This window comes from uncultured Actinobacillus sp. (assembly GCF_945915845.1).
Classification (GTDB): domain Bacteria; phylum Pseudomonadota; class Gammaproteobacteria; order Enterobacterales; family Pasteurellaceae; genus Exercitatus.
This window is the reverse complement of sequence record NZ_CAMEFX010000004.1, coordinates 16094-42031: the sequence shown is the minus strand read 5'-3', so window position 1 is coordinate 42031 and position 25938 is coordinate 16094. Positions and strand designations below refer to the sequence as shown.

Below are 25938 nucleotides of genomic sequence, written 5' to 3'. Positions count from 1 at the left end.
TCCATTAAATTGCTGCAGCGCCTGCAACAATTTCATTTAATTCATTTGTGATACTTGCTTGACGGGCTTTGTTATACACCAACTGCAAGTCGCCAATTAAGTTACCTGCATTATCTGTTGCTGCTTTCATTGCGACCATTCGAGCTGCCTGCTCTGAAGCTAAGTTATCAACCACTGATTGATAAACTTGAGATTCTAAATAACGAATCAATAAACTATCCAATAACACTTTTGGATCCGGTTCGTAAATATAATCCCAAGATTGTTGTCTTTCGCCTAACTGATCTGAATCAAGTTCTGGCAATGGAACTAACTGCTCAAAACATGGTTTTTGCGACATTGTGTTAACAAATTTGTTATAAGCAATGTATAACGCATCAAATTCACCATTTTTATAGGCAGTAAACATACCGTTTGCAATGCCTAACAACTCTTCTACGGAGGGATTATCCCCCATCCCGGAATGTTGCGCGCGAATAGTTAATCCCACTGAACGGAAAAAGGCGATACCTTTTGAGCCAATAACGCCCACTTCAACGGTGACACCTTTTTCTTTCCATTGTTTGATTTCAGTTAACACGGTTTTAAACAGGTTAATGTTCAAACCGCCACACATACCGCGGTCAGTTGAAACAATTAACACACCCACTTTTTTAATTTCACGTTCTACTAAAAATGGGTGTTTATAACCTATGCTGGCTTTAGACACGTGGCTAATAACGTTTCTAATGGTTTCAGAGTAAGGACGAGATGCTGCCATACGATCCTGCGTTTTACGCATTTTCGAGGTGGCAACCATTTCCATTGCCTTAGTAATTTTTTGCGTACTTTGTACGCTGGCAATTTTGGTTTTTATCTCTTTTCCACTAGCCATTGTCTTTCTCCGAACTTATTACCACGTATTATTTGCTTTAAAGTTATCTAAGATAGCTTGCAACTGAGCTTTAATCTCATCGTTGTAGTTACCTGATTTGCTTAACTCTTGCATAAATTCGGTGTGAGTACGGTTGGCGTAATCTAAAAGTGCGGTCTCAAAATCAGCAATTTTGTTAAGTTCCACATCATCTAAATAACCAAATTCAACCGCAAATAAAAGCACTGCTTGTTCTGCGACATTTAATGGCGCATATTGTTTTTGTTTCAACAGTTCAGTAACTTTTTCACCGTGTGATAATTGTTTACGTGTTGCATCATCTAAGTCTGACGCAAATTGCGAGAATGCCGCTAACTCTCGATATTGAGCTAAAGCCGTACGAATACCACCCGCTAATTTTTTCACCACTTTAGTTTGTGCCGCACCACCTACACGAGATACGGAAATCCCCGGGTTTACCGCAGGGCGCACACCCGCATTGAATAAGTTAGATTCTAAGAAAATCTGACCATCGGTAATCGAAATTACGTTTGTCGGAACGAATGCCGAAACGTCACCCGCTTGGGTTTCGATAATCGGTAATGCGGTTAAAGAACCTGTTTTGCCTTTTACTGCACCATTAGTGAAACGTTCTACATATTCTTCGTTAACACGTGCTGCACGTTCAAGTAAGCGTGAGTGCAAATAGAATACGTCACCCGGGAAAGCTTCACGACCCGGCGGACGGCGAAGTAATAATGAAATTTGGCGATAAGCAACCGCTTGTTTTGAAAGGTCATCATAAATGATTAACGCATCTTCACCACGGTCACGGAAATATTCGCCCATTGCACAACCGGCATAAGGTGCCAAATATTGTAATGCCGCTGATTCAGAGGCTGAAGCCACAACCACGATAGTGTTTGCTAACGCGCCATTTTCTTCTAATTTACGTACTACGTTAGCAATGGTTGATGCTTTTTGACCAATCGCAACGTAAATACATTTAATGCCTGAGTCTTTTTGGTTAATGATTGCGTCAATCGCTAATGCGGTTTTACCTGTTTGACGGTCACCGATAATCAACTCACGTTGACCACGACCGATTGGCACCATGGCATCCACACCTTTATAACCGGTTTGAACAGGTTGGTCTACAGATTTACGATCGATTACACCTGGGGCAATCACTTCAACCGGCGAGAAACCGTCATGTTGAATTTCACCTTTACCATCGATTGGCTCACCTAAGGTATTCACCACGCGACCTAATAAACCACGACCAACCGGAACTTCAAGGATACGACCTGTACATTGTACTTCCATACCTTCCGCTAAATCAGCGTAAGGCCCCATAACTACCGCACCCACAGAATCACGTTCAAGGTTTAATGCCATCGCGAAACGGTTGCCCGGTAAAGCAATCATTTCACCTTGCATTACTTCGCTTAAACCGTGGATACGAATAATACCATCGCTCACAGAAACAATTGTCCCTGTATTACGCGCTTCGCTAACCACATCAAATTGTGCAATGCGTTTTTTAATTAATTCACTAATTTCTGTTGAATTTAGTTGCATCTTAAATTCCTCTTATCATTGCAATTCGTTTGCCAAACGAGCAAGTTGTCCACGGCTTGAACCGTCAATAACAAAATCGTCTGTACGAATGATAACCCCTGCGATGAGAGAATTATCCACGCTGCAATTTAATTTAACTTTACGAGCAAGTCTTTTTTCCATTGCGGCTGCAATTTTTTGTTCTTGTGTTGCATTTAATGGTTGTGCTGAAACCACTTCCACTTCTGCTGTCGCGTTATGTTCTTCCATATAATGTTGGAATAACTCAAAAACAGCAGGAAGAACCGTTAAACGCTTATTTTCAGCCATTAACCGAATCAGATTTTGCCCATATTGATCAAGTTGTTCGCCACAAATTGAAATTACCGTATCAGCGGCCTTTTGAGCAGAAAAGGTATTTTTCAAGAAATCTTGGATTTGTTCGTTTTCTGCCACTTGAGCAGCAAACGCCAACATTTCTTCCCATTTTTCCACCGCACTTTGTTCTACGGCAAAATCAAATGCTGCTTTGGCATAAGGGCGAGCTATCGTAGTTAATTCTGACATAAGCCCAACCTTCTTATAGTTCTGCAACTAATTTATCAATAATATCGTTGTTCGCTGCTTCATCCACAGTACGACCAACAATTTTTTCAGCACCTGCAATCGCAAGTGATGCCACTTCCACGCGTAATTCTTCTTGAACACGTTTACGTTCAGATTCCACTTCCGCATAGCCTTGTTCAATGATTTTGGCTTTTAATGCTTCCGCTTCTACTTTCACTTCTTCAAGAATATCGTTACGGCGTTTATTGGCTAACTCAATAATTTTTTGTGCTTCTTCTTTAGCAGCAATAATTTCTTGTTCTACTGCTGCTTTAGAGTCTGCTTGCTCTTGTTTCGCTTTTTCAGCCGAAGCTAACGCGTTGGCAATATTTGCTTGGCGATCTTCAATGGCTTTAATAAGCGGTGGCCAAACAAATTTCATGCAGAACCATACGAAAATGGCAAATGCAATCAGTTGACCAATTAGTGTTGCATTAATATTCACAACGCCCTCCTAAAAGTCGGTTAGGTTATTCGATGAATAACGGTTAAAAAAGCCCGACTTATTTCAATAAATCAATGAACGGGTTCGCGAAAATGAAAAGTAATGAAATACCTACAGCGATCATTGCGATAGCATCTAAAAGACCTGCCACGATGAACATTTTAGTTTGTAAGCTTGATGCAAGTTCAGGCTGACGAGCTGAAGACTCTAAGAATTTACCACCTAAAATAGCAAAGCCAATTGCTGTACCTAAAGCTGCGAAAGCTAAAAGGATTGCTGCACCAATGATTGTTGCTGTAATTACAGATTCCATAATAATCTCCATTAAGTTAAGGAATGTTGTAGCCCGAAGGCTGGTTTAGTTTAAAAATAGTCGTGTGCATAACCGCACTTTTATTGTGTTGAATGTATAAAACATCCGACAAAATTCATTAATGATCCGCTTTATTATAAGCAATACTCAAATACACAATGGTTAACATCATAAAGATAAAGGCTTGTAATGTGATAACCAAAATATGGAAGATTGCCCATGCTAAATGTAACGGAATACCCAATGCTTGTAATAAGAAATTATCCGCCATGTACATTACAGCAATTAAGATAAAGATTAATTCACCCGCGTACATATTACCGAATAAACGGAATGCCAATGAAATAGGTTTAGCTAATAATGTGACGGTTTCAAGCACAAAGTTCACTGGAATAAATGCCCAATGATTGAAAGGATGAAGCGTATATTCTTTCACCAAACCGCTAAAACCTTTTGATTTTACGGTATAGAACAAAATTAAGAAGAATACACAGATTGACATACCAAGGGTTGCGCTAATATCTGCACTCGGTACGGCACGAAGATAATGAATACCAAAAAGATTCGCAAATTGTGGTAGGAAATCCACCGGAATTAAGTCAATGGCATTCATTAAGAATACCCAGCAGAATACGGTTAAGGCAAGCGGTGCAATAAAATCACGAGAACCATGGAAGTTATCTTTCACTAAGCCATTCACCCATTCTACGATCATTTCGATAAAGCACTGCAATTTACCCGGTACGCCAGAAGTCGCCTTTTTTGCCACTTTACGAAAGACAAAGAGAAAAATGAGCGCAGAAAGGATAGAAAAGAACAGCGTATCTAAATGCACTGACCAAAAACCATTGCCTGACGATAAGAACGTCAAATGGTGACTGATATATTCTGCAGTTGTTCCAGCCATAATAATAGTCCTTTAAATTTTGACCTTTGAAAGTACAAAGGGGATGAGATTATTGAACACTAACATCATGATATAGCCTATAAAAAAAGCTAACACATTTAAATTCATCATCAGTTTGAAACTTGCAACCACAAGCACAATGGTTAATAACCATTTTAGACCTTCACCACGATAAAGTGCGGTCATTTTTGACTGATTTTTAGGGGTAAATCTAAAAAAAATCCAATATACAAATAAGCAAAAAGGTAAGAAACTTGATAATAGGCCCGATAAAAAGGACATTGTTACATCAAATCTAAATACTGACACTATCAACGTAGCAAAAATGATTATACCCAATTCTATTAACAACGCTTTGCGATAGTGTTGTTTTGCTTGATTTATCACAAAAGACACAGACTTTTCCCATCAACAAAAACATTTTGATTATACGCCTTGAACTGTCGATTGCAACCGTTCACCTACTCAAAATAGGTAAAAGTAAATGTTTTTTGATTTAAGCTAAATTTTACCGCCAGAATTGTAATTAGTTTACAAAAATTTAACAAGATGCAACGGCTTGTTTTTTCATTATTTTTAGCTTAATCAATTCAGTAAAAAATAACCGCACTTTAACGAATTAAAGCACGGTTTCTCTTATTTAATTAAGACTAAATGACGTTCGCCTTCTAATTCAGGCACACTTAATTTTATTACTTGCTGAACCTGAAAGTCGGCGTGCAATTCTTGTACTTCGTCTGCATGATATTGCCCTTTCAAGGCATAAAATAGCCCCGATTCACTCGGTAGATGATGACACCAATCTGTCATATCTTTTAGACTTGCAAAAGCACGGCTTAATACACCATCAAATTGATGATCGGGTTTAAATTCTTCCACCCGACTTAATACAGGCTCTACATTGGTTAGCCCTAACTCACGTACTGCATTTTTAATAAAATTAATACGTTTACCCAAGCTATCCAGCAGGAAAAATTGTTTATTAGGATTCATAATTGCCAACGGCAACCCTGGTAAACCCGGCCCCGTTCCCACATCAATAAAACGCGTACCTTGTAAATACGGACTTACAACAAGACTGTCCATAATATGTTTGACCAACATTTCCCTAGGATCACGCACAGAAGTTAAATTATAGGCTTTGTTCCATTTGTTTAGTAACAACACCAATTTCACTAATTGTGATTTTTGCTGATCGGTCAACGAAAGTGCGGTCTGTTTTAGCAATATTTCGAGCTTTTGACTTAAATCCGCTTCTAAATTATTCACCACGTTTAAGCATCCCTTGTTTTTTCAAATTCACCAACAAAATTGAAATCGCCGCCGGGGTAATGCCTGAAATACGGCTGGCTTGTCCGATAGACACCGGTCGGTGTTGCATTAGCTTCGCACGCACTTCGTTAGACAGGCTTTCCACTTTGTCGTAATCAAATTCAGGTGGAATTTGCGTATTTTCGTGACGTTTTTGTTTTTCGATTTCATCTTGTTGATGTTCGATATAACCTTGATATTTAATGGAAATTTCCACTTGCTCCGCAGCTTCTTTATCTTCAATTGCTGGGGCAAAAGGCTCAATTTGGGTTAAAGCATCATAAGTGACTTCAGGACGGCGAATTAAATCTTCACCACTTGCTTCACGGGCTAATGGTGTTTTTAACAATGCATTCAGCTCGGCAAGGTTCGCCATTTGTAAATGTGCCCAAGTTTGTTTTAAACGCGCTCTTTCTTTTTCAATGTTATCCATTTTTTCATTAAAACGCGCCCAACGTGTATCATCAATTAAACCCAATTGATGGGCAATCGGTGTTAAACGAATATCCGCATTGTCTTCACGCAACAACAAACGGTATTCTGCTCGGGATGTAAAGACACGGTAAGGTTCTTTGGTGCCTAATGTACAAAGATCGTCCACCAATACCCCCACATAAGCCTGATCACGGCGCGGGAACCATTGCTCTTTTTCTTGTACAAATAAACCTGCATTAATCCCCGCTAACAAACCTTGTGCCGCCGCTTCTTCATAACCGGTTGTACCGTTAATTTGACCCGCGAAGAACAAACCGCGAATCGCTTTGGTTTCTAAAGTAGGTTTCAAATCGCGCGGATCGAAATAATCATATTCAATGGCGTAACCCGGTTTAATAATTCGGGTTTTTTCTAACCCTTTCATGGAATTCACAATGCCCATTTGTACATCAAAAGGCAAGCTGGTTGAAATTCCATTCGGGTAAACTTCATTTGAAGTTAATCCTTCCGGTTCAAGATAAATTTGATGAGAATTACGTTCAGCAAAACGCATGACTTTATCTTCGATCGATGGGCAATAACGTGGGCCGATCCCTTCAATGATACCGGTATACATAGGACTACGATCCAAATTATTGCGGATCACTTCGTGAGTTTGTTCATTGGTATGTGTAATAAAACAAGGAATTTGGCGCGGATGTTGATCTACCGATCCCATAAAAGAAAATACCGGTAATTGTGCATCGCCGTGTTGTTTTGCCAATACATCAAAATTGATCGTACGCGCATCTAAACGTGGTGGCGTACCTGTTTTTAAACGATCTACGCGCAAACCAAGATCGCGCAGACGAGCAGAAAGCATCACGGAAGCGGGATCCCCTGCGCGTCCACCTTCATAATTTTGTAAGCCAATATGAATTTTTCCCGCTAAAAATGTTCCTGCGGTTAAAATCACGGATTTCGCACGGAATTTTAAGCCCATTTTAGTCGCCACACCTGTCACTTGATCCTGTTCGATCAATACATCGGTGACTTCTTGTTGGAAAATATCTAAATTAGGTTGATTTTCAAGAGCTATACGCACCGCTTGACGATAAAGAACACGGTCTGCTTGCGCTCGAGTAGCACGAACTGCAGGGCCTTTAGAGCTGTTTAAAGTACGAAATTGGATCCCTGCTTTGTCTGTGGCGGTTGCCATTAAGCCGCCCATGGCATCAATTTCTTTGACTAAATGGCCTTTGCCGATCCCACCAATTGCTGGATTACAAGACATTTGTCCAAGGGTATCTACATTGTGTGTTAAAAGTAAGGTTTTTAAACCCATACGCGCCGGCGCAAGAGCTGCTTCGGTTCCAGCGTGACCACCACCGATGACGATCACATCGTAATTTTCTGTGTAAAACATAATTGCCTTATAAAGTTAAAAGGAAGTCAGGATCGCTTTCACCGATCACCGCTTAAAGATAGCCGTACATTCTACCGAAAATTAATCAGCCCTGAAAGAAAGAATTACGAAAATGGCTAAAATAGATCGGATTCGATCTTAAATTGGATCGGCGCCTAATAAAAAGAGATCTTATTTATATATAAAGATCTGATTATTATTGTTATTAGGATCCACTGTTCCTTGTGAAAAAAAGCCTTTTCTCGTTTTAAATAAATAAGTTAGATCAAAAAGGATCTTGTATATAAAACCGATCTTTACAGGGATAAAACTTGTTGATAAAACCTTGAGTTATCCACAGACTTTAGATTTTATTATTTTATACCAGTGAAAAACACAGTTTATAAAGGCTTTTTTAGATAAGTTATTCACAGGTTTGATAATAAAAAATGAGATAATATAAAAAAAGCGATAATGTCATCACTTTTTTTCTTTAATTTGAAGGCGTTGAATAGAGATTAATGATGAATACGCCAGCTAAGATCAATCCAATTCCAATAAATCCTGCGAGATCTAACTTTTGTCCAAAAACAAAATAGCCAATTATGGCGGTCAGTATAATACCTGCACCAGACCATACCGCATAAACAATACCAATAGGCAAGGTTTTAGAAATAATTGAAAGTAAATAAAGAGCGCAAACAAAGGCGATGATCGCAATCAACGTAGGTAAAGGTTTGGTAAAACCTTCGCTGGCTTTAATGCAATTTGTGCCTGTGACTTCAATTATAATTGCGAAAGCCAATAAGACCCATGGGTTCATTCTTGTACTCCTAAAATTTGTTCCAATTGATCCTGTGTATCAAGCCAATCCATTTCAACTTGTTCCAAAGCTTGTTTCGTTTTTACTTGATCTGCTAAAAGTGCGGTTAATTTTTCTTTATTTTCTACTTCATAAATATGGTTATCGGAAAGCTTATTTTCAATTTCTGTTAATTGCGCAGACAGGGTTTCCATTTGTTTTTCAAATTGTGTAATCTGCTTACGTAATGGTGCAGTTTGTTGGCGTAATTCTGCTTCACGGCGTTTTTGTTCTTTCCTATTTTGGCTTGAATTTTCATTTTCTGTTTTCAAACCATCCTCATTTTTTACCGCACTTTTTTCTTGCCCATTGATGTCATTCAACCATTTGGCGTAATCCTCTAAATCTCCACGGAATTCTTCTACTTGCTTATCGTGCACAAGATAAAATTCTTCTACGGTATTGCGCAATAAATGGCGATCATGGGAAACCACCACCAAGGATCCTTGATAATCCACTAAAGCTTCCGTTAAAGCTTGGCGCATATCCAAATCTAAATGGTTAGTGGGTTCATCGAGTAACAGTAAATTTGGGCGTTGCCAAACGATCAAGGCCAATACCAAACGGGCTTTTTCGCCCCCTGAAAATTGCTTCACCGGATCTTTCACTTTATCGCCGTGAAAATCAAAACTGCCTAAATAATTGCGTAATTCTTGTTCCGTTTGCTGGGGGGCCAGTTTTTGTAAATGCCAAAGGGCACTTTCTTCAGCGCGTAAGGTTTCTAATTGATGTTGTGCAAAATAACCCAATTGAACCCCTTTCGCCAATTGAACGGTTCCCGAAAGTGCGGTCAATTCTTGGGCTAAAAGTTTGATTAATGTGGATTTACCCGCGCCATTTTTACCTAACAACCCAATGCGCGAACCGGGCACTAAATTGAGTTTGATTTTAGATAAAATTTCCACCGCACTTTCGCCTGTTCCATAACCCGCGCTGGCTTTGTCGATCATCACCAAGGGATTTGGCAAAGATAAGGGCTCACGGAAAGAAAAGGTAAACGGATTATCCACGTGAGCAGGGGCGATGAGCTCCATTCGTTCTAAGGCTTTCATACGACTTTGCGCTTGTTTCGCTTTGGTGGCTTTGGCTTTAAAACGGTCGATATATTTTTGCAAATGGGCTATTTTTTCTTGTTGTTGACGGAAAAGTGCGGTCTGTTGTGACAATTTTTCCGCCCGTTGCAGCTCAAAACTTGAATAATCGCCGGTGTATTCATTCAATTTTTGATTTTCAATATGAATAATTTTATTCACGATAGGATCAAGAAAATCGAGGTCGTGGGAAATTAATACCAATGTCCCTTGATATTGCACCAACCAGCGTTCCAACCAAATTACCGCGTCTAAATCCAAATGGTTAGTGGGTTCGTCCAACAATAATAAATCCGAAGGGCAAAGCAATGCTTGCGCTAAATTTAACCGCATTCGCCAACCGCCCGAAAAGGATTTCACCGGGCGCGAAAGTTCTTCTTGCGAAAAACCTAAGCCATTTAATAATGCTGCGGCGCGAGATTGAATGGTCCAAGCATCAATGACATCCAGTTGTCCGTGAATTCGCGCAATAGCATTACCGTCATTTTGTTGATTTGCTTGTGCTAATTCTTGTTGCAAACGGGTATAAGTGCGGTCGCCTTCAATGACATAATCTAGGGCAGACATATCTAGCGCAGGGGTTTCTTGATTTACCCAAGACACTGCCCAATTTAAGGGATAGCTGACTTCGCCCCCTTCAGGTTGCATTTCTTTTTTGAGTAAGGAAAACAGAGAGGATTTACCACAACCATTTTTTCCCACCAAACCCACTTTTTGTTTTGGGTTAATGGTGGCATTGGCATTATCAAGTAGCAAATTTTGCCCACGTTTTAGGGATAAATTAGAAAATAAAATCATAATAATCAGAGTTTATACAGAAAATGAGCGTTATTTTCCTTGTTTGTGGGGGATTTTGCAAGTGTATTAGATCAAAGGAAAATCAATGTAAATATTCCTTGAGTAAAGAGTAAAATAAGAATAGACTAACTATATGGACTAAGTTTAAAAAGAAGGCTTTATGTTGATACAATCTGCTGAGAATGTAAATATTCACGAAGCAAAAACTCATTTTTCACGCCTTGTTGACGAAGTGAAGCGTTTTGGTAAGCCGATTGTTATTGCTAAATCAGGCAAACCACAAGTGAAAATTGTGCCGTTGGATAATGTGCCAAATGGAAGTCGTTTTGGTTTTATGAAAAATCAATCGGTAAATATTCCTGAAAATTTTGACCGCTTATATGAAGATGAAATCGCGGCGATGTTTGAAGGAAAAAGTGAATGAAGTTGTTATTAGATAGCCATATTTTGCTTTGGCTTGCTTGGGATAAAAAAGAGTTTTTGTCACCGCAAGCAGTGGAGTTGTTGGATGATACTAACAATGAACTTTATTTTAGTTTAGCGAGTTTATGGGAAATTGCGATTAAATCTGGCTTGGGTAAACCTGATTTTGATATTGATGTAGCGGCATTGGAGCGCGGGTTAGTTGATGTAGGCTGTCGAGCCGTAGCCATTGATGTACCACATATTTTAAAACAATCTCAATTGCCCTTTATTCATAAAGATCCTTTTGATCGTTTATTGATAGCGCAAGCAGAAGTGGAAAATTTGTTTTTTATTACTGCGGATACGATGATTTTGAAATATCAAAAACCATATATTCTTGATGCAAGAAAAATGGCTTAGTTTTTGAACTTTCTATTGAAAGATAAACAAATTCTATTTAAGAAAATTTATCCCATATTTTAACTTTGGAGAACGATTTGTATGATGAGAATAATGCTTTTCCTTGCGACAAACTTTGCCGTAATGATTGTATTAGGGATTATTTTAAGCGTAACAGGTATTGCTGGTAATAGTACTGGCGGTATTTTAATTATGTCTATGCTTTTCGGTTTTGCCGGTTCATTGATTTCATTATTTATGTCAAAAACGCTCGCGTTGAAATCTGTAGGTGCTGAAATTATTACCACTCCGCGTAATGATGCTGAACGTTGGTTAGTTGAAACTGTTACACGCCAATCCAAACAAGCCGGTATTCCTATGCCTGATGTGGCAATTTATTATTCTGCTGATGTAAATGCTTTTGCCACAGGTGCGACAAAAAATAATTCCTTAGTGGCTGTTAGTAGTGGTTTATTGAATGTCATGACAAAAGATGAAGCAGAAGCGGTGTTAGCTCATGAAGTCTCTCATATTGCAAATGGTGATATGGTGACAATGACTTTATTACAGGGGGTATTAAATACCTTTGTGATCTTTTTATCTCGCATTATTGCTAGCGTAGTAGCCAATGGGCGAAATAGTGATAACGAAGAAAGTCAACATTCGGGAACTTATTTCTTAGTCTCTATGGTGCTTGAAATTGTATTTGGCGTATTAGCGACCATTATTGCAATGTGGTTCTCTCGTTATCGTGAATTCCGTGCCGATGCAGGTTCTGCCCAATTAGTGGGTAAAGAAAAAATGATTGCAGCTTTGGAACGTTTACAACGCGTTCATTCGCCAGAAGAATTACCGGGTTCATTAAATGCCATGATGATTAATGGTAAAGCTAAAGAGTTTTTTATGAGTCATCCACCATTAGAAAAACGTATCGCTGTATTGAGAAACTTATAAAGTTTAGGTGGTTTGGTCATGTTTGATTCATTAATGGTGCAATTTGTCGTACTTTGGGCTGTGATCGATCCCATTGGTTCGATTCCTGTTTATTTAACAAAGACAATTCGTCTGTCGGAAGAAGATCGGCGGAAAGTTGCCTTAAAATCGGTCATTATTGCCGGTGGTATTTTGCTGTTTTTCTTGGTGGTAGCGCAGGGATTATTTGAAGCCATGCAAATTCCCTTGAGTGCCTTCCAAATTGCGGGCGGTTTGGTCTTGTTTATTTTTGCCTTAACCATGATTTTTGGCGAAAGTAAACCTGAGCATGAGATTAAAATGAGTACCAATCTAAATGAACTGGCGGTTTATCCGCTTGCCGTCCCGTCCATTGCTTCACCCGGTGCGATGATGGCTATTGTGTTGTTAACGGATAATCATCGTTTTAGTTTTACTGATCAGGTTATTACCACTTTGATTATGTTATCGGTATTGTTGATCACCTATTTGTTATTTTTAGTCGCAAACCGAATTCAGCGGCTTATCGGGATGACGGGAGCGGCGGTCATTAGTCGGGTTATGGGATTAATTTTGGCTGCTGTGGCGGTGAATAATGTGCTGGTAGGCTTCCACGATTATTTTATTCAACAGTAAATAGCATTTAGATAAAAGATTAAAGCGCGGTCAAAAAGATAATAAATTTTGACCGCACTTTATTTTTATTTGTGACGCACTTCACAATTCTTGATAAATGAAGTTTGTGAAAGTTTTATTTTGAACTATATTACCCCGCAGCAAACACAGCGGTTTGGGTTTTTCGCATAAAAAAGACCCGAGTGTTAAATTTATGAACTAGGAGTTTATTATGTTTGGTCCATTTAAACCGGCTCCACATATCGCGGAGCTACCTGCAGACAAAGTTGATGCAAGGTATAAATTTTTACGTTGGCAAGTTTTTGCAGGGATTTTCTTTGGTTATGCCGCTTATTACTTTGTGCGTGCAAACTTCGATTTGGCGCAAAAAGGGTTAATTGAAGCGGGTATGTATAATAAAGCTGAGCTTGGTATTATCGGTACCGGTGCAGGTTTGGCTTATGGTTTATCTAAATTCGTGATGGCAGGGATGTCTGACCGTTCTAACCCGAAAGTTTTCTTACCATTCGGTTTGTTACTTTCAGGTCTTTGTATGACCATGATGGGGTTAATGCCTTGGGCAACGTCCGGTATTGCGGTTATGTTCGTGATGATTTTCTTAAACGGTTGGTTCCAAGGTATGGGATGGCCACCGTGCGGACGTACCATGGTTCACTGGTGGTCTAAATCTGAACGCGGTACTATCGTGTCTATTTGGAACTGTGCGCACAATGTGGGTGGTATGGTTCCAGGTGCGATGGTGTTATTAGCTTCTGCCATTTATTTCAGTGAAACAGGTGTTCACGCTACAGCGAAAGATGTATGGCAACAAGCCTTATACTATCCGGGTATCGCTGCTATGGTGGCTGCAATTCCTGTGTATTTCGTGATGAAAGATACACCGCAATCTTGTGGTTTACCGCCGGTTGAAAAATGGCGTAACGATTATCCAGATGACTATAACGAAAAAACCTACGAACACGATTTATCTACAAAAGAAATTTTTGTGACTTATGTGTTAAAAAACAAATTGTTATGGTACATCGCGATTGCTAACGTATTCGTTTACTTAATCCGTTATGGCGTATTGAAATGGTCACCGGTTTATCTTGGCGAAGTGAAACACTTCAACATCAAAGGTACTGCTTGGGCATATACCATTTATGAATTAGCGGCAATTCCGGGTACATTATTATGTGGTTGGGTATCAGATAAAGTATTCAAAGGTAAACGTGGTTTAACCGGTTTCATCTTCATGATTTTAACTACGATTGCTGTAGTAGCGTTATGGAAAAACCCGGCAACACCTGAAGCGGAATTGGCACAATATGCCGGTCATGCTTGGTATGAAAACCCATATCAATTAACCGACTTTATCTTAATGACCACAATCGGTTTCTTAATCTATGGTCCTGTTATGTTAATCGGTTTACATGCTCTTGAGTTAGCACCGAAAAAAGCGGCAGGTACATCAGCAGGTTTTACCGGTTTATTTGGTTATCTTGGTGGTACGGTTTCTGCATCAGCAGTTGTTGGTTGGGCAGCAGAATACTACGGCTGGGATGGCGGTTTCTATGTGATGATTGCCGGTGGTGTATTAGCCGTATTGCTCATGCTTATCGTTATGCTTGAAGAAGGCAAACATAAAGCGAAATTAGGCGATCATTACGGTAAATAGTATTGATATCCGTAAAGGTGGGTTTTATGCCCACCTTTTATTTCAATAAGTCAATGACATTTCATGTTAAAAGGATATGGTATGAAATTAAAAACGGTATTTTCACTCGTTGCATTAGCAACAATAACCGCTTGTTCTAATCAGGCACAAGTACAGCAAATGAGTAATAAAGATAAATTGGTGATCGCTCATCGTGGTGCGAGTGGTTATTTGCCAGAACATACTTTAGAAAGTAAAGCCCTTGCGTTTGGTCAAAAAGCCGATTATTTAGAACAAGATTTAGCTATGACGAAAGATAACAAATTAATTGTTATCCATGATCATTTTTTAGATGGTTTAACCGATGTGGCGAAGAAATTTCCAAATCGTGCACGTAAAGATGGACGTTTCTATGTGACTGATTTTACTTTAAAAGAAATTAAAACCCTTGAAATGACAGAAAACTTTAAGGTGGAAAAGGGTAAACAAGTTCAGGTTTATCCAAACCGTTTCCCAATGTGGAAATCACATTTTACGATCCATACTTTTGAAGAAGAACTTGAGTTTATTCAGGGATTAGAAAAATCAACAGGTAAAAAAATTGGTATTTATCCTGAAATCAAAGCCCCTTGGTTACATCATCAAGAAGGCAAAGATATTGCATTAGAAACCTTAAAAGTATTGAAAAAATACGGTTATGATAGTAAAGATGATTTAGTTTATTTACAAACCTTTGATTTCAATGAATTAAAACGCATTAAAACAGAATTATTGCCTAAATTGGGTATGGATTTGAAATTAGTTCAACTTGTAGCATATACTGATTGGCATGAAACGGAAGAAAAAAATGCGCAGGGTAAATGGGTCAACTATGATTATGACTGGATGCACAAAACAGGTGCAATGGCTGAAATTGCTAAATATGCTGATGGCGTAGGCCCAGGTTGGTATATGTTGGTGGATGATAAAAATTCTAAGTTAGGTGATATTAAATACACGCCAATGGCACAGGATATTGCTCAAAACAAATTAGAATTACATCCATACACCGTGCGTAAAGATGCCTTACCTACATTCTTTACCGATGTAAATCAAATGTATGATGCGTTATTTAACAAAGCGGGGGCAACGGGGATTTTCACAGACTTCCCTGATACCGCTGTAGAGTTTTTGAAAAAATAGCAACCTAATTTAATGATTAGGGTCTATTTATTGAAAAATAAACAGACCCTAAAGTGCGGTGGAAAAATTCATTATTTTTAACCGCACTTTTTTCATTTATTGTTTATCAAACAAACATTTATTTCAAAATTTCGTGACCTTGTTCACAAAAATTTATTAAATTTAACAGTGATTTTTATTCTAAGTGTAAAATATGCCTAATGATTTTGTCGTAACTTTATTTCTCGTGGGGGCATTATGGTAATGTCATCTCTTTATAAAAATGCGGGTGATTTTTCGCCAATGAGCACAGATATCATCATTATTGGTGGCGGTGCTACAGGGGCGGGGATTGCTCGTGACTGCGCATTGCGTGGTTTAAAATGTATTTTATTAGAACGCCGTGATATTGCGACTGGGGCGACTGGGCGTAATCACGGGTTATTGCATAGTGGCGGACGTTATGCTGTGAATGACCGTGAGTCGGCTGAAGAATGTATCAAAGAAAATCTTATCTTAAAAAATATTGCACGCCATTGTATTGACGATACAAAAGGTTTGTTTATTACCTTGCCTGAAGACGATTTAGATTATCAGAAGAAATTTATTCAAGCCTGTACGGATTCGGGTATCGAAGCCGTTGCCATTGATCCTGATTTAGCTCGTTATATGGAACCTTCCGTTAACCCTGATTTAGTAGGGGCGGTGGTTGTGCCTGATGGTTCTATTGATCCATTCCGTTTAACGGCTGCGAATATGATTGATGCGACTGAACATGGCGCACAAGTTTTCACTTATTGCGAAGTCGTAGGACTAATTCGCGAAGGCGATAAAGTGATTGGCGTTAAGGTGTTCGATCACAAAAATAGTGTTCAACGTGAATTTTTTGCTCCGATTGTGGTGAATGCGGGCGGTATTTGGGGACAAGGTATTGCGGAATATGCGGATCTAAAAATTCGGATGTTCCCTGCCAAAGGCGCGTTATTGGTGATGGGACACCGTATTAATAAAATGGTGATTAACCGTTGTCGTAAACCTGCAGATGCAGATATTTTAGTGCCAGGCGATACCATTTGTGTGATTGGGACGACTTCCGATCGAATTCCTTATGATCAAATCGATAATATGGAAATTACCCCTGAAGAAGTGGATATTTTATTCCGTGAAGGGGAAAAATTGGCACCAAGTTTGCGTCATACGCGCGTATTGCGTGCTTATGCGGGTGTGCGTCCATTAGTGGCAACGGATGATGACCCATCAGGTCGTAATGTAAGCCGTGGTATTGTGTTACTGGATCATGCTGAACGCGACGGATTAGATGGCTTTATTACTATTACCGGTGGTAAATTAATGACTTACCGTTTAATGGCTGAATGGGCAACAGATTTAGTGTGTAAAAAACTGAATATCAGCAAAAAATGTGAAACCGCTGACCGCACTTTACCGGGTTCAGATGAAAGCCGCGATGAAGTGAATAAAAAAATCGTTAATATTCCGAAAACCATCAGTAGTTCAGCGGTTTATCGCCACGGAACACGCGCCAAACCGATGCTTGAAAATGAACGTCTAGACCGTTCATTAGTGTGCGAGTGTGAAGCGGTGACTGCCGGCGAAGTGCGTTATGCCGTGGATAATTTGGATATTAATAATCTGGTGGATTTACGCCGTCGTACCCGTGTGGGAATGGGAACTTGCCAAGCAGAACTTTGTGCTTGTCGTGCCGCAGGGTTGATGGCACGTTTTGAGGTGGCCACACCACGCCAATCAACGATGCAACTGAATTCTTTTATGGAAGAACGTTGGCGTGGTATTCAACCTATTGCCTGGGGCGAAGCTATGCGCGAAGCGGAATTTACTAGCTGGATTTATCAAAGCTTACTTGGCTTAAATGATGTTCAACCGCAAGCTGTAGAAGGAGTGAACAACAATGAATTTTGATGTGGTGATTATTGGCGGTGGTCTTGCAGGGTTAACTTGCGGCATCGCTTTACAAGAACAAGGGAAACGTTGCGCAATCGTGAATAATGGACAAGCAGCTATTGATTTTGCAACAGGTTCTATGGATTTACTTGCCCGTTTGCCAACCGGCGAAAATGTCATAAATTTTCACCGCGCTTTTGATGATTTAAAAGCGCAAATGCCTACGCATCCTTACAGTTTAATCGGTAAAGCACGCGTGATTGAAAAAGCCAAAGCCTTTGAATTATTGGCGCAAAAACTAAAATTGGGCTTACTCGGTTCTGTTGAGCAAAATCATCATCGTGTAACGCCATTGGGCGGCTTGCGAGCTACTTGGCTTTCGCCAAATAGTGTACCCACGGTGATTGCGGAAAAACCGTTAAGTTATAACAGTATTGCTATTTTAGGCATTGAAGGTTATCACGATTTTCAACCGCAATTGTTGGCGGATAACTTACTGCAGCAACCGCAATTTGCACATATGTACATTCATACGGGCTTTTTACGTTTGCCGGAGTTAGACTTTTTACGCCAACAATCTCGCGAGTTTCGTAGCGTGCATATTGCCCAATCCCTTGAACAAAAAGTGGATTTTAAAGCCTTGATTCAAGAAATTAAACAAGCGGCAGGTAATGTGGATGCGGTATTCTTGCCGGCTTGTTTTGGCTCAGACAGTCAAGAGTTTTTTAACCGTTTGCAAGACAGTACCAGTTTGCAACTCTTTGAATTACCAACCCTTCCACCATCATTATTAGGTGGTCGTCAACATAAAATCTTGCGTCATCGTTTTGAAACCTTAGGCGGAACCATGATGAATGGCGACCGCGCTTTACGTGCGGAATTTGATGGCAATCGGGTTAAACAAATTTTTACTCAAATTCATGAAAATGAACCGATTGGTGCGGAACATTTTGTATTGGCTTCGGGGAGCTTTTTCAGTAATGGTTTAGTCGCTGAATTTGATGAAATTTATGAACCGATTTTCCGCGTGGATATGGTGAAATCGGAAACTTTCAATCCGACAGATCGTTTCTCTTGGACACACAAACGTTTTGCTTCACCACAGCCGTATCAATCCGCAGGTGTGGTGATTAACGAACATTGTCAAACCCAAAAGGGCGGTCAGGTTTTAGAAAATTTATATGCGGTGGGTATGGTTGTTGGTGGTTATAACGGCATTGAAATGGGCTGTGGCTCAGGGGTGGCTGTGGTTTCAGCCTTAACTGTTGCCGATGAAATTTTGGCGCGTTCAGCGTAATAAGGAGGCGATAATGAATATTCAAGAACTTATTGCTAAAGCGCAAAAAGAATTACAAACCGCCGTTCATCAGCATGAACATGCCGATGAAAGTTTTGAGCAATGTTTAAAATGTACTGCTTGTACTGCAGTTTGCCCTGTGACAAAAGTTAACCCATTTTATCCGGGTCCAAAACAATCCGGACCTGATGGTGAGCGTTTACGTTTGAAATCCGCTGATTTTTTTGATGACGCATTAAAATACTGCTTAAATTGCAAACGTTGTGAAGTGGCTTGTCCGTCGGATGTAAAAATTGGGGATATTATTGTTCGCGCGCGAAATAAACATATTGATCGCCAACATAAACCGGCATTACACAAATTGCGCGATGCGATTTTAAGTAATACGGATATTATGGGATCGCTCAACACCCCTTTAGCACCAATTGTTAATAAAATTACAGGGTTAAAAGCCACTAAATTCTTATTGGAAAAAACCATTGGCGTTAGCCAACATCGTCAATTACCAAAATATGCTTTTGGCACATTCCGTAACTGGTATTTGAAAAAAATGGCCGCGCAACAAGCTAAATTTGAACGCAAAATTGCCTATTATCACGGTTGTTATGTGAACTATAACAACCCACAATTAGGCAAAGAATTGATTGATGTGTTTAATGCGCTCGATATTGGTGTGGTGTTGCTGGAAAAAGAAAAATGCTGTGGTTTACCGTTAATGGTCAATAGTTTTCCTGAACGTGCGAAAAAAATTGCCCAATTCAACACCGATTATATTGAAAAAATGGTGGATGAAAACGGCTTAGATGTGATTGGTGAAGCTTCAAGTTGTACCTTGAATTTACGGGATGAATATCATCATATTTTAGGTATCGACAACGTTAAGGTGCGTCCACATATTCACATGGTAACCCCCTATTTGTTCAAGCTTTTTGAGCAAGGTAAAAAATTGCCATTGAAACCGTTGAAATTGCGTGTGGCATATCATACCGCTTGCCATGTAGAAAAAGCAGGTTGGGCCCCTTATACTTTGGAAGTGCTCAAACAAATTCCAGAACTTGAAGTGGTGATGTTGCCAAGTCAATGTTGTGGTATTGCAGGGACTTACGGGTTTAAAGCGGAAAACTACGAAAGCTCTCAAGCCATTGGTAAAACATTATTTGAAAACATTAATGAGGGTGGTTTTGACTACGTCATTTCTGAGTGTCAAACCTGTAAATGGCAAATTGATATGTCGAGTAATGTCACCTGTATTCATCCAATTACCTTGCTGGCAATGGCATTAGAACGGTAAAAAAACGGCGTAAAGGCGGATGTTTATTCCGCCTTTTTTATTGAACCTCTTGCGCAACTACTACATCATAATCGCTGCATACGTTCTAGTTATTTGTCACTTGCAACAAAACTCAAGTGCGGTCAAAATACACAAAGATTTTTTTAACCGCACATTGAGTTAATTTTATGAATATTTTAATCATCGGCCCTTCTTGGGTTGGCGATATGATGATGTCGCACAGCCTATATCAAGCTCTCAAAAAACAATACCCCCATTGTGAAATAGATGTTCTGGCACCAAATTGGTGTAAACCCTTATTGGCGCGTATGCCCGAAGTGCGTCACGCCATTGAAATGCCCCTTGGTCACGGCGTGTTTAATTTAGCGGAACGTTATAAAATCGGAAAATCTTTGCGTCATCAATATGATATGGCAATCGTTTTGCCTAATTCCTTAAAATCCGCTTTTATACCTTTTTTTGCCAAAATTGCAGTTCGCCGGGGTTGGAAAGGGGAAAGTCGCTATTTCTTTTTAAATGATTTGCGTAGCAATAAAACTGACTATCCCATGATGGTGCAACGCTATGTGGCGCTTGCCTATGAAAAAGGCTCTATTCCCAAAGCCGAAGCCTTGCCTATTGCTAAACCTTATTTAACGGTTAATGACAAAGATGTCGCGCAAACCTTAAAAATCTTTGAAAAACAGACCGCGCTTGCGGAAAATCGCCCTGCTATCGGTTTTTGCCCTGGCGCAGAATTTGGCCCGGCAAAACGTTGGCCTCATTATCATTACGCCAAATTAGCACAAATGTTGATTGAAAAAGGCTACAGCGTTCGTTTATTTGGTTCTGCAAAAGATACGGAAGTAGGAGAACAAATTCGCAACGCTTTGCCTGAAACACTTCGTCATTATTGCGTGAATTTAGCCGGACAAACACAATTAAACCAAGCGGTTGATTTAATTTACGATTGTGTCGCCATGGTTACCAACGACAGCGGTTTAATGCACATCGCTGCCGCCGTCAATCGTCCTTTAGTGGCCGTTTACGGCCCAACCAGCCCACAATACACCCCTCCATTATCAGATAAAGCAATTATCATTCGTTTAATAGAAGGTGGCTTAATTAAAATCCGCAAAGGCACAGACAGTGCTGAAGGTTACCACCAAAGTTTAATTGATATCACGCCAGAGATGGTGTGGGAAAAATTAGATAGTTTGTTAAATTCATAAACCAAGAGTGGTCAAAAATATTTCTTTTGACCACTCTTTTTTTAGCTATTGTATTCCAATTTAGTTTCTTCACTCACCCGTTGGCGAAATCTAGCCGCGGCAAAGTGATAAAACGGTTTTGGCATAATTTGGCGTGAGACAAAAGAGGCGATTAGGGCGCCGATGAGCGACCAAATTAATGCGGGTTGGGTGCCGGTCATTTCCATGACGACTACGCTGGCGGTTAATGGCGATTGGGTAGCACCGGCAAGAAAAGCGGTCATACATAATAATACAAGCAAGCGTTGATCGACTAATCCCCCTGTTAAGCTGTGAATGTGCGCGCCAATGCCTGCGCCAACGGTTAAGGATGGGGTGAAGATACCGCCTGCAATGCCTGTCCAGTAGGTGCCTACGGTGGCAAAGAGTTTGGCGATGCCTACCGCTTCGGGGGAAATAGGTTGTCCGTCTAGGGCGTTGGCAACAACATGGTAACCTGTGCCGTAGGTTTGTCCGTTGGTATAAGCACCAAGTGCGGCGAGAATTAAGCCTAAAATACCGGCGATATAAATGGGATGACGGCGAACCCAGCCGCGAATGAATGATGGGCAAACACCTGCGGCACCTTTGGCTAAGAGTTTGGCGAAAAGTCCGCCAAAAATACCGCAAATTACGCCGCAAATTAAAATCCACATTAACATATTCGGGATATGATAAGCCCCTTGATATTGTGGAAAATAAGGGCTGTTTCCTTGAATGGCAACTAAGATAAAACCCGCGGCTAAAACACCTAACAACACGCGTCTTTCCCAACGTAATAACACGCCACGACCGATTTCTTCAATGGCAAATATTACGCCGGCTAATGGTGCATTGAAAGCGGCAGCTAATCCCCCTCCGGCACCGGTTGCCATTAATTCATTTGCACTCAAGCCGGTAAAAGCTATGCCATAGCGGCGACACAAATTTCCCCACGCGAGCATAACTGCTGCCCCCACTTGCACGGATGGCCCTTCGCGTCCAACAGATGCGCCGATACACATAGCAAAAAACGTTAGGGGAATTTTCCATAATGTTTGTACAAATTGTAGTAAGCGATTTTTTTGTGCGCCATAAGGCAAACTTAAGGAGGCGATAACTTGTGGAATACCGCTACCCGATACATAGGGCGTGTATTTTGGTGTAAACCAAGCCAATAACATTAAACCTAAAGGTAATACAATCCAAGGTGCGAGGGGATATTGGGTTGACCAGTGGGCATTCCATTCCAAGCCCCAATCCGCTAATTTTGCGAAACTAAGGGAAGATAACGCTACTAATGCTGCACCAATTAATAAGCAACCAAATTCAATAGATTTGCGAGAAATTCGGTTACTTTGGCGTAGTTTTTTGTGAATAAAAAAGCGCGCTTTGGCGCGGAATGTTATATTTTTATGCTGTGTGGTCATTTAAGTGCTATACCTGTTAGATACATACCAATAAACGTACAAATTAAGCTGCCTAGTAAATGTAGCCCGATAATCCATAGACTTTCTATTATTTTTCCTGCCATGATATTTTCCATGACTTCCGCTGAAAAAGAAGAAAAGGTGGTTAAACTACCGAGAAAACCTGTAATCAGAAAAAGTTTAGTTGATGGGGAAATGGCGGGATATTGCAAAAAAAATGCGGTGAAAATCCCAATAATAAAGCAGCCGATATAGTTGGCAGCAAGCGTGCCGAAAGCCAGTGTGTGGAACAATGGGTTGAGCCAAAGTCCTAAAAACCAACGTAGCGATGCCCCTAGGGCTGCACCGCTACTGATGATCAAAAGAGATTGCCACATTCATCAATACTCATATTAATAAATGCCAAATACCGCACGTACATAACTTGCTACGGATTCGTGGGTATTTAAACCGATTTGTTCAAGATCAGGCAAAATGCTTTTTAAGCGAGGATCGGCATTACCCATTACCAAACCTTTACCCACTTCGCTTAACATTTCAATGTCATTTAAGCCGTCTCCAAAGGCGATACAATCGCTTAAATCATAATCTTTATGCGTCACCAGTTCTGCAAGCGCACTGGCTTTTGATACGTTTTTATTCATGACTTCAAGGCATTGTGGTGTTGAGTAAATAATTGATGTGCGGTCGCCGTATTTTTCTTTTAGACGTTGTTCCAAAGGTAATAAATCTTCCAAGGTTTTGCCGATAAAAAAGATTTTTTGGGTGTGGCGTCCGTGGTGTTGACTGAAATCTACGACTTGATAGCTAAAACCGGAATCTTTGTGATATTTAGCCATACTGGGTACATCTGTGCTAATAAACCAATCATTATCCTGATAACTATTTAAAAAAATAGTTTGTTCATCAAATTTTTCTTGCATAATTTCAAAGGCAAGATCTTCGGGTAAGTAATTGCTATAAAGGAGGTTTCCTTTAAGATCGTGAACTTCGGCACCATTAGAGGTGACCATGGCGGCATTTTCAATATTCATCATATTAAGTTGTGCTAGGACATCTGCGTAACCACGTCCCGTTGCTAAGATAATATCCACGCCTTTATGTGCTAATTTTTCTAAGGTTTCTCGTGTAAATTCACCGATAACATGATTGCCGTTTAAAAGTGTGCCATCCATGTCGGAAACAAAGGCACGGAAAGGTAACATCGTCATAATATTTTCCTATGATTTAAAATTGTTTGAATTATATCAAAACTCATTGAGATTTAACCGCACTTAGATCAATAAATAGTAGGAATAAGGCGAAATATCGCTATAATGAAAACTTTCAGTTTCGCAAACGATTAACAGGATTTGAAATGAACGGAGCAAGATTAGTGACAGAATGCTTGAAGGCGCATGGCGTAACGACAGTATTCGGCTATCCGGGTGGCGCCATTATGCCGGTGTATGATGCTTTATATGACAGTGGTATTGAACATTTTCTCTGTCGCAATGAGCAAGGTGCGGCAATGGAAGCTATTGGTTATGCGCGTGCTAAAGCGGATGGTACAGTGGGTGTTTGTATTGCCACCTCTGGACCTGGTGCAACCAATTTAGTCACAGGGTTAGGTGATGCTTTAATGGATAGTGTGCCTATCGTTGCTATCACAGGGCAAGTGGGCAGTTCATTAATTGGCACTGACGCATTCCAAGAAGCCGATGTGTTAGGTTTATCGCTAGCTTGTACTAAGCATAGTTTTATTGTGCAACATATAGATGAGTTACCTGAAATTTTTGCTCAAGCCTTCCAAATTGCTCGTAGTGGTCGCCCAGGACCTGTGTTGATTGATATTCCAAAAGATGTGCAATTTGCTGAAACGAATTTAATGCCTATCGTTAAAACAGAGGAAAAACCGACCGCACTTAAACCTGAATTATTGGAAAGTGCGGTGAGATTATTAAAAGAATCGAAACGCCCGGTGGTGTATGTAGGTGGTGGGGTAGGCATGGCAAATGCTGTACCTGCGTTGCGAACTTTCCTTGAAACAGCAAAAGTGCCAAGTATGGCAACCTTAAAAGGCTTAGGTGCAATTTTGCCTGAAACCCCTTATTACATGGGAATGATTGGTATGCACGGTACTAAAGCGGCTAACTATGCGACACAAGAAGCGGATTTATTGATTGTGTTAGGTGCGCGTTTTGATGATCGCGTAACAGGTCATTTAGCGAGTTTTGCTGCTGGAGCAAAAGTGATTCATGCGGATATTGATGCGGCTGAATTAGGAAAGTTGCGTCAGCCTGATATTGCTCTTAAAGGAGATTTGAATCAAGTTTTACAAGCATTGACTGTTTCGTTAGATATTGATCCTTGGCGCGAAGATGTGCAACGTTTAATGGATGATTTTGCTTTGGTTTATGAAGAAAATGAAGGCGATGGCGATATTAATCCTGCTTGGTTATTGCGCACCTTATCTAATAAAAAAGCAGAGAATGCGATTGTGGTGACGGATGTGGGACAACATCAAATGTGGTCGGCACAACATATTCAACATAATGCACCTGAAAATTTTATTAATTCTGCCGGTTTCGGCACGATGGGTTTTGGTTTACCTGCTGCCATTGGGGCAAAAAAAGCACGTCCACAAGATGAGGTGATTTTGGTCACAGGTGATGGCTCAATTATGATGAATATTCAAGAATTGGGTGCAGTGAAATCAGGCAAAGTGCCCGTGAAAATTTTGTTGTTGGATAACCAGCGTTTAGGTATGGTGCGTCAATGGCAATCGCTGTTTTTCAAAGGTCGCTATAGTGCAACAATTTTAGATGATAACCCGGATTTTGTGACACTTGCTAAAGCCTTTGATATTCAAGGGGAGCGTATTGAAAAAGCCAGCGAAGTGAATGCGGCGTTGGATCGTTTGTTGGCGGCAGAAAATGCTTATTTCTTACATGTTTGTATTCATGAAGATGAAAATGTCTGGCCGCTTGTACCGGCAGGCGCACCGAATACTGAAATGTTAGAAAGTCTGTAAAGTGCGGTTATTTTTGGAGAGATTTT

Annotated in this window: 25 protein-coding genes; 11 read left to right on the top strand and 14 right to left on the bottom strand. The window is 40.1% G+C overall.

What is annotated here, in order from left to right; genetic code table 11:
* Positions 1 to 4 precede the first annotated feature (4 nt).
* The 11 genes from atpG to Q0O89_RS02310 form a co-directional block, all read right to left on the bottom strand.
* Positions 5 to 874, bottom strand: coding sequence for a F0F1 ATP synthase subunit gamma (gene atpG / locus Q0O89_RS02360; RefSeq protein WP_293730173.1), 870 nt, complete (start codon positions 872 to 874; stop codon positions 5 to 7).
* Positions 875 to 892: 18 nt separating this feature from the next.
* Positions 893 to 2434: a F0F1 ATP synthase subunit alpha gene (gene atpA, locus Q0O89_RS02355; RefSeq protein ID WP_135710250.1), complete on the bottom strand. Its 1542-nt coding sequence runs from the start codon at positions 2432 to 2434 to the stop codon at positions 893 to 895.
* Between the two features lie 15 nt (positions 2435 to 2449).
* Positions 2450 to 2980 (bottom strand): F0F1 ATP synthase subunit delta, encoded by a 531-nt coding sequence (atpH, locus tag Q0O89_RS02350; RefSeq protein ID WP_293730171.1) that lies wholly within the window; start codon positions 2978 to 2980, stop codon positions 2450 to 2452.
* A gap of 13 nt (positions 2981 to 2993) precedes the next feature.
* The gene (gene atpF, locus Q0O89_RS02345; protein ID WP_293730169.1) at positions 2994 to 3464 is read right to left on the bottom strand and encodes a F0F1 ATP synthase subunit B; all 471 of its coding nucleotides are present in this window, start codon (positions 3462 to 3464) and stop codon (positions 2994 to 2996) included.
* Between the two features lie 58 nt (positions 3465 to 3522).
* Complete coding sequence (atpE, locus tag Q0O89_RS02340) at positions 3523 to 3777, bottom strand: F0F1 ATP synthase subunit C (protein ID WP_115636838.1); 255 nt, start codon at positions 3775 to 3777, stop codon at positions 3523 to 3525.
* Positions 3778 to 3895: 118 nt separating this feature from the next.
* Entirely contained in the window at positions 3896 to 4684 is a 789-nt protein-coding gene (atpB, locus tag Q0O89_RS02335) for a F0F1 ATP synthase subunit A (protein ID WP_273403039.1), read from the bottom strand.
* Between the two features lie 12 nt (positions 4685 to 4696).
* Positions 4697 to 5080 carry an ATP synthase subunit I gene (locus tag Q0O89_RS02330; protein ID WP_135710243.1) on the bottom strand — a complete coding sequence of 128 codons (384 nt, stop codon included), beginning with the start codon at positions 5078 to 5080 and terminating at the stop codon, positions 4697 to 4699.
* Positions 5081 to 5320: 240 nt separating this feature from the next.
* Positions 5321 to 5953, bottom strand: a complete 633-nt coding sequence (gene rsmG, locus Q0O89_RS02325; protein ID WP_273403113.1) for a 16S rRNA (guanine(527)-N(7))-methyltransferase RsmG — start codon at positions 5951 to 5953, stop codon at positions 5321 to 5323.
* Entirely contained in the window at positions 5946 to 7835 is a 1890-nt protein-coding gene (mnmG, locus tag Q0O89_RS02320) for a tRNA uridine-5-carboxymethylaminomethyl(34) synthesis enzyme MnmG (protein WP_293730167.1), read from the bottom strand. The genes rsmG and mnmG overlap by 8 nt, the downstream gene beginning before the upstream one ends.
* 472 nt (positions 7836 to 8307) lie before the next feature.
* Positions 8308 to 8637 (bottom strand): SMR family transporter, encoded by a 330-nt coding sequence (locus Q0O89_RS02315; protein WP_293730166.1) that lies wholly within the window; start codon positions 8635 to 8637, stop codon positions 8308 to 8310.
* Entirely contained in the window at positions 8634 to 10565 is a 1932-nt protein-coding gene (locus tag Q0O89_RS02310) for an ABC transporter ATP-binding protein (RefSeq protein ID WP_293730165.1), read from the bottom strand. Before Q0O89_RS02310 ends, Q0O89_RS02315 begins: the two co-directional genes overlap by 4 nt.
* Positions 10566 to 10725: 160 nt before the next feature.
* On the opposite strand from Q0O89_RS02310, the gene Q0O89_RS02305 reads away from it, so the two are divergent.
* The 10 genes from Q0O89_RS02305 (at position 10726) to waaF (ending at position 21472) form a co-directional block, all read left to right on the top strand.
* Positions 10726 to 10989, top strand: a complete 264-nt coding sequence (locus tag Q0O89_RS02305) for a type II toxin-antitoxin system prevent-host-death family antitoxin (protein ID WP_135710235.1) — start codon at positions 10726 to 10728, stop codon at positions 10987 to 10989.
* Entirely contained in the window at positions 10986 to 11390 is a 405-nt protein-coding gene (locus Q0O89_RS02300; protein WP_273318735.1) for a type II toxin-antitoxin system VapC family toxin, read from the top strand. Before Q0O89_RS02305 ends, Q0O89_RS02300 begins: the two co-directional genes overlap by 4 nt.
* A gap of 81 nt (positions 11391 to 11471) precedes the next feature.
* Entirely contained in the window at positions 11472 to 12323 is an 852-nt protein-coding gene (gene htpX / locus Q0O89_RS02295) for a protease HtpX (protein WP_273318737.1), read from the top strand.
* A gap of 18 nt (positions 12324 to 12341) precedes the next feature.
* Positions 12342 to 12956, top strand: a complete 615-nt coding sequence (locus Q0O89_RS02290; protein ID WP_135710229.1) for a MarC family protein — start codon at positions 12342 to 12344, stop codon at positions 12954 to 12956.
* A 211-nt stretch (positions 12957 to 13167) separates the two neighbouring features.
* Positions 13168 to 14613, top strand: coding sequence for a glycerol-3-phosphate transporter (gene glpT / locus Q0O89_RS02285; RefSeq protein WP_273391135.1), 1446 nt, complete (start codon positions 13168 to 13170; stop codon positions 14611 to 14613).
* 81 nt (positions 14614 to 14694) lie between these two features.
* Positions 14695 to 15774, top strand: coding sequence for a glycerophosphodiester phosphodiesterase (gene glpQ, locus Q0O89_RS02280; RefSeq protein ID WP_293730163.1), 1080 nt, complete (start codon positions 14695 to 14697; stop codon positions 15772 to 15774).
* Positions 15775 to 16011: 237 nt separating this feature from the next.
* Complete coding sequence (glpA, locus tag Q0O89_RS02275; RefSeq protein WP_293730162.1) at positions 16012 to 17691, top strand: anaerobic glycerol-3-phosphate dehydrogenase subunit A; 1680 nt, start codon at positions 16012 to 16014, stop codon at positions 17689 to 17691.
* The gene (glpB, locus tag Q0O89_RS02270; RefSeq protein WP_293730161.1) at positions 17681 to 18970 is read left to right on the top strand and encodes a glycerol-3-phosphate dehydrogenase subunit GlpB; all 1290 of its coding nucleotides are present in this window, start codon (positions 17681 to 17683) and stop codon (positions 18968 to 18970) included. Before glpA ends, glpB begins: the two co-directional genes overlap by 11 nt.
* A gap of 13 nt (positions 18971 to 18983) precedes the next feature.
* Positions 18984 to 20261, top strand: a complete 1278-nt coding sequence (gene glpC, locus Q0O89_RS02265; protein WP_293730160.1) for an anaerobic glycerol-3-phosphate dehydrogenase subunit GlpC — start codon at positions 18984 to 18986, stop codon at positions 20259 to 20261.
* A 167-nt stretch (positions 20262 to 20428) separates the two neighbouring features.
* Complete coding sequence (gene waaF, locus Q0O89_RS02260) at positions 20429 to 21472, top strand: lipopolysaccharide heptosyltransferase II (RefSeq protein WP_293730159.1); 1044 nt, start codon at positions 20429 to 20431, stop codon at positions 21470 to 21472.
* A 41-nt stretch (positions 21473 to 21513) separates the two neighbouring features.
* Here the strand turns inward: waaF and Q0O89_RS02255 are convergent, their stop codons facing one another.
* Genes Q0O89_RS02255 through Q0O89_RS02245 form a run of 3 tightly spaced genes read right to left on the bottom strand, consistent with a single transcriptional unit; the run spans position 21514 to position 24110 of the window.
* Positions 21514 to 22899 (bottom strand): chloride channel protein, encoded by a 1386-nt coding sequence (locus Q0O89_RS02255; protein ID WP_293730158.1) that lies wholly within the window; start codon positions 22897 to 22899, stop codon positions 21514 to 21516.
* Entirely contained in the window at positions 22896 to 23276 is a 381-nt protein-coding gene (gene crcB / locus Q0O89_RS02250) for a fluoride efflux transporter CrcB (RefSeq protein WP_293730157.1), read from the bottom strand. The genes Q0O89_RS02255 and crcB overlap by 4 nt, the downstream gene beginning before the upstream one ends.
* A gap of 15 nt (positions 23277 to 23291) precedes the next feature.
* Positions 23292 to 24110, bottom strand: a complete 819-nt coding sequence (locus Q0O89_RS02245) for a Cof-type HAD-IIB family hydrolase (protein ID WP_293730156.1) — start codon at positions 24108 to 24110, stop codon at positions 23292 to 23294.
* Between the two features lie 146 nt (positions 24111 to 24256).
* On the opposite strand from Q0O89_RS02245, the gene ilvG reads away from it, so the two are divergent.
* A complete protein-coding gene (gene ilvG, locus Q0O89_RS02240) occupies positions 24257 to 25912 on the top strand; it encodes an acetolactate synthase 2 catalytic subunit (RefSeq protein WP_273395361.1) in 1656 nt (551 codons plus the stop codon).
* Positions 25913 to 25938 lie beyond the last annotated feature (26 nt).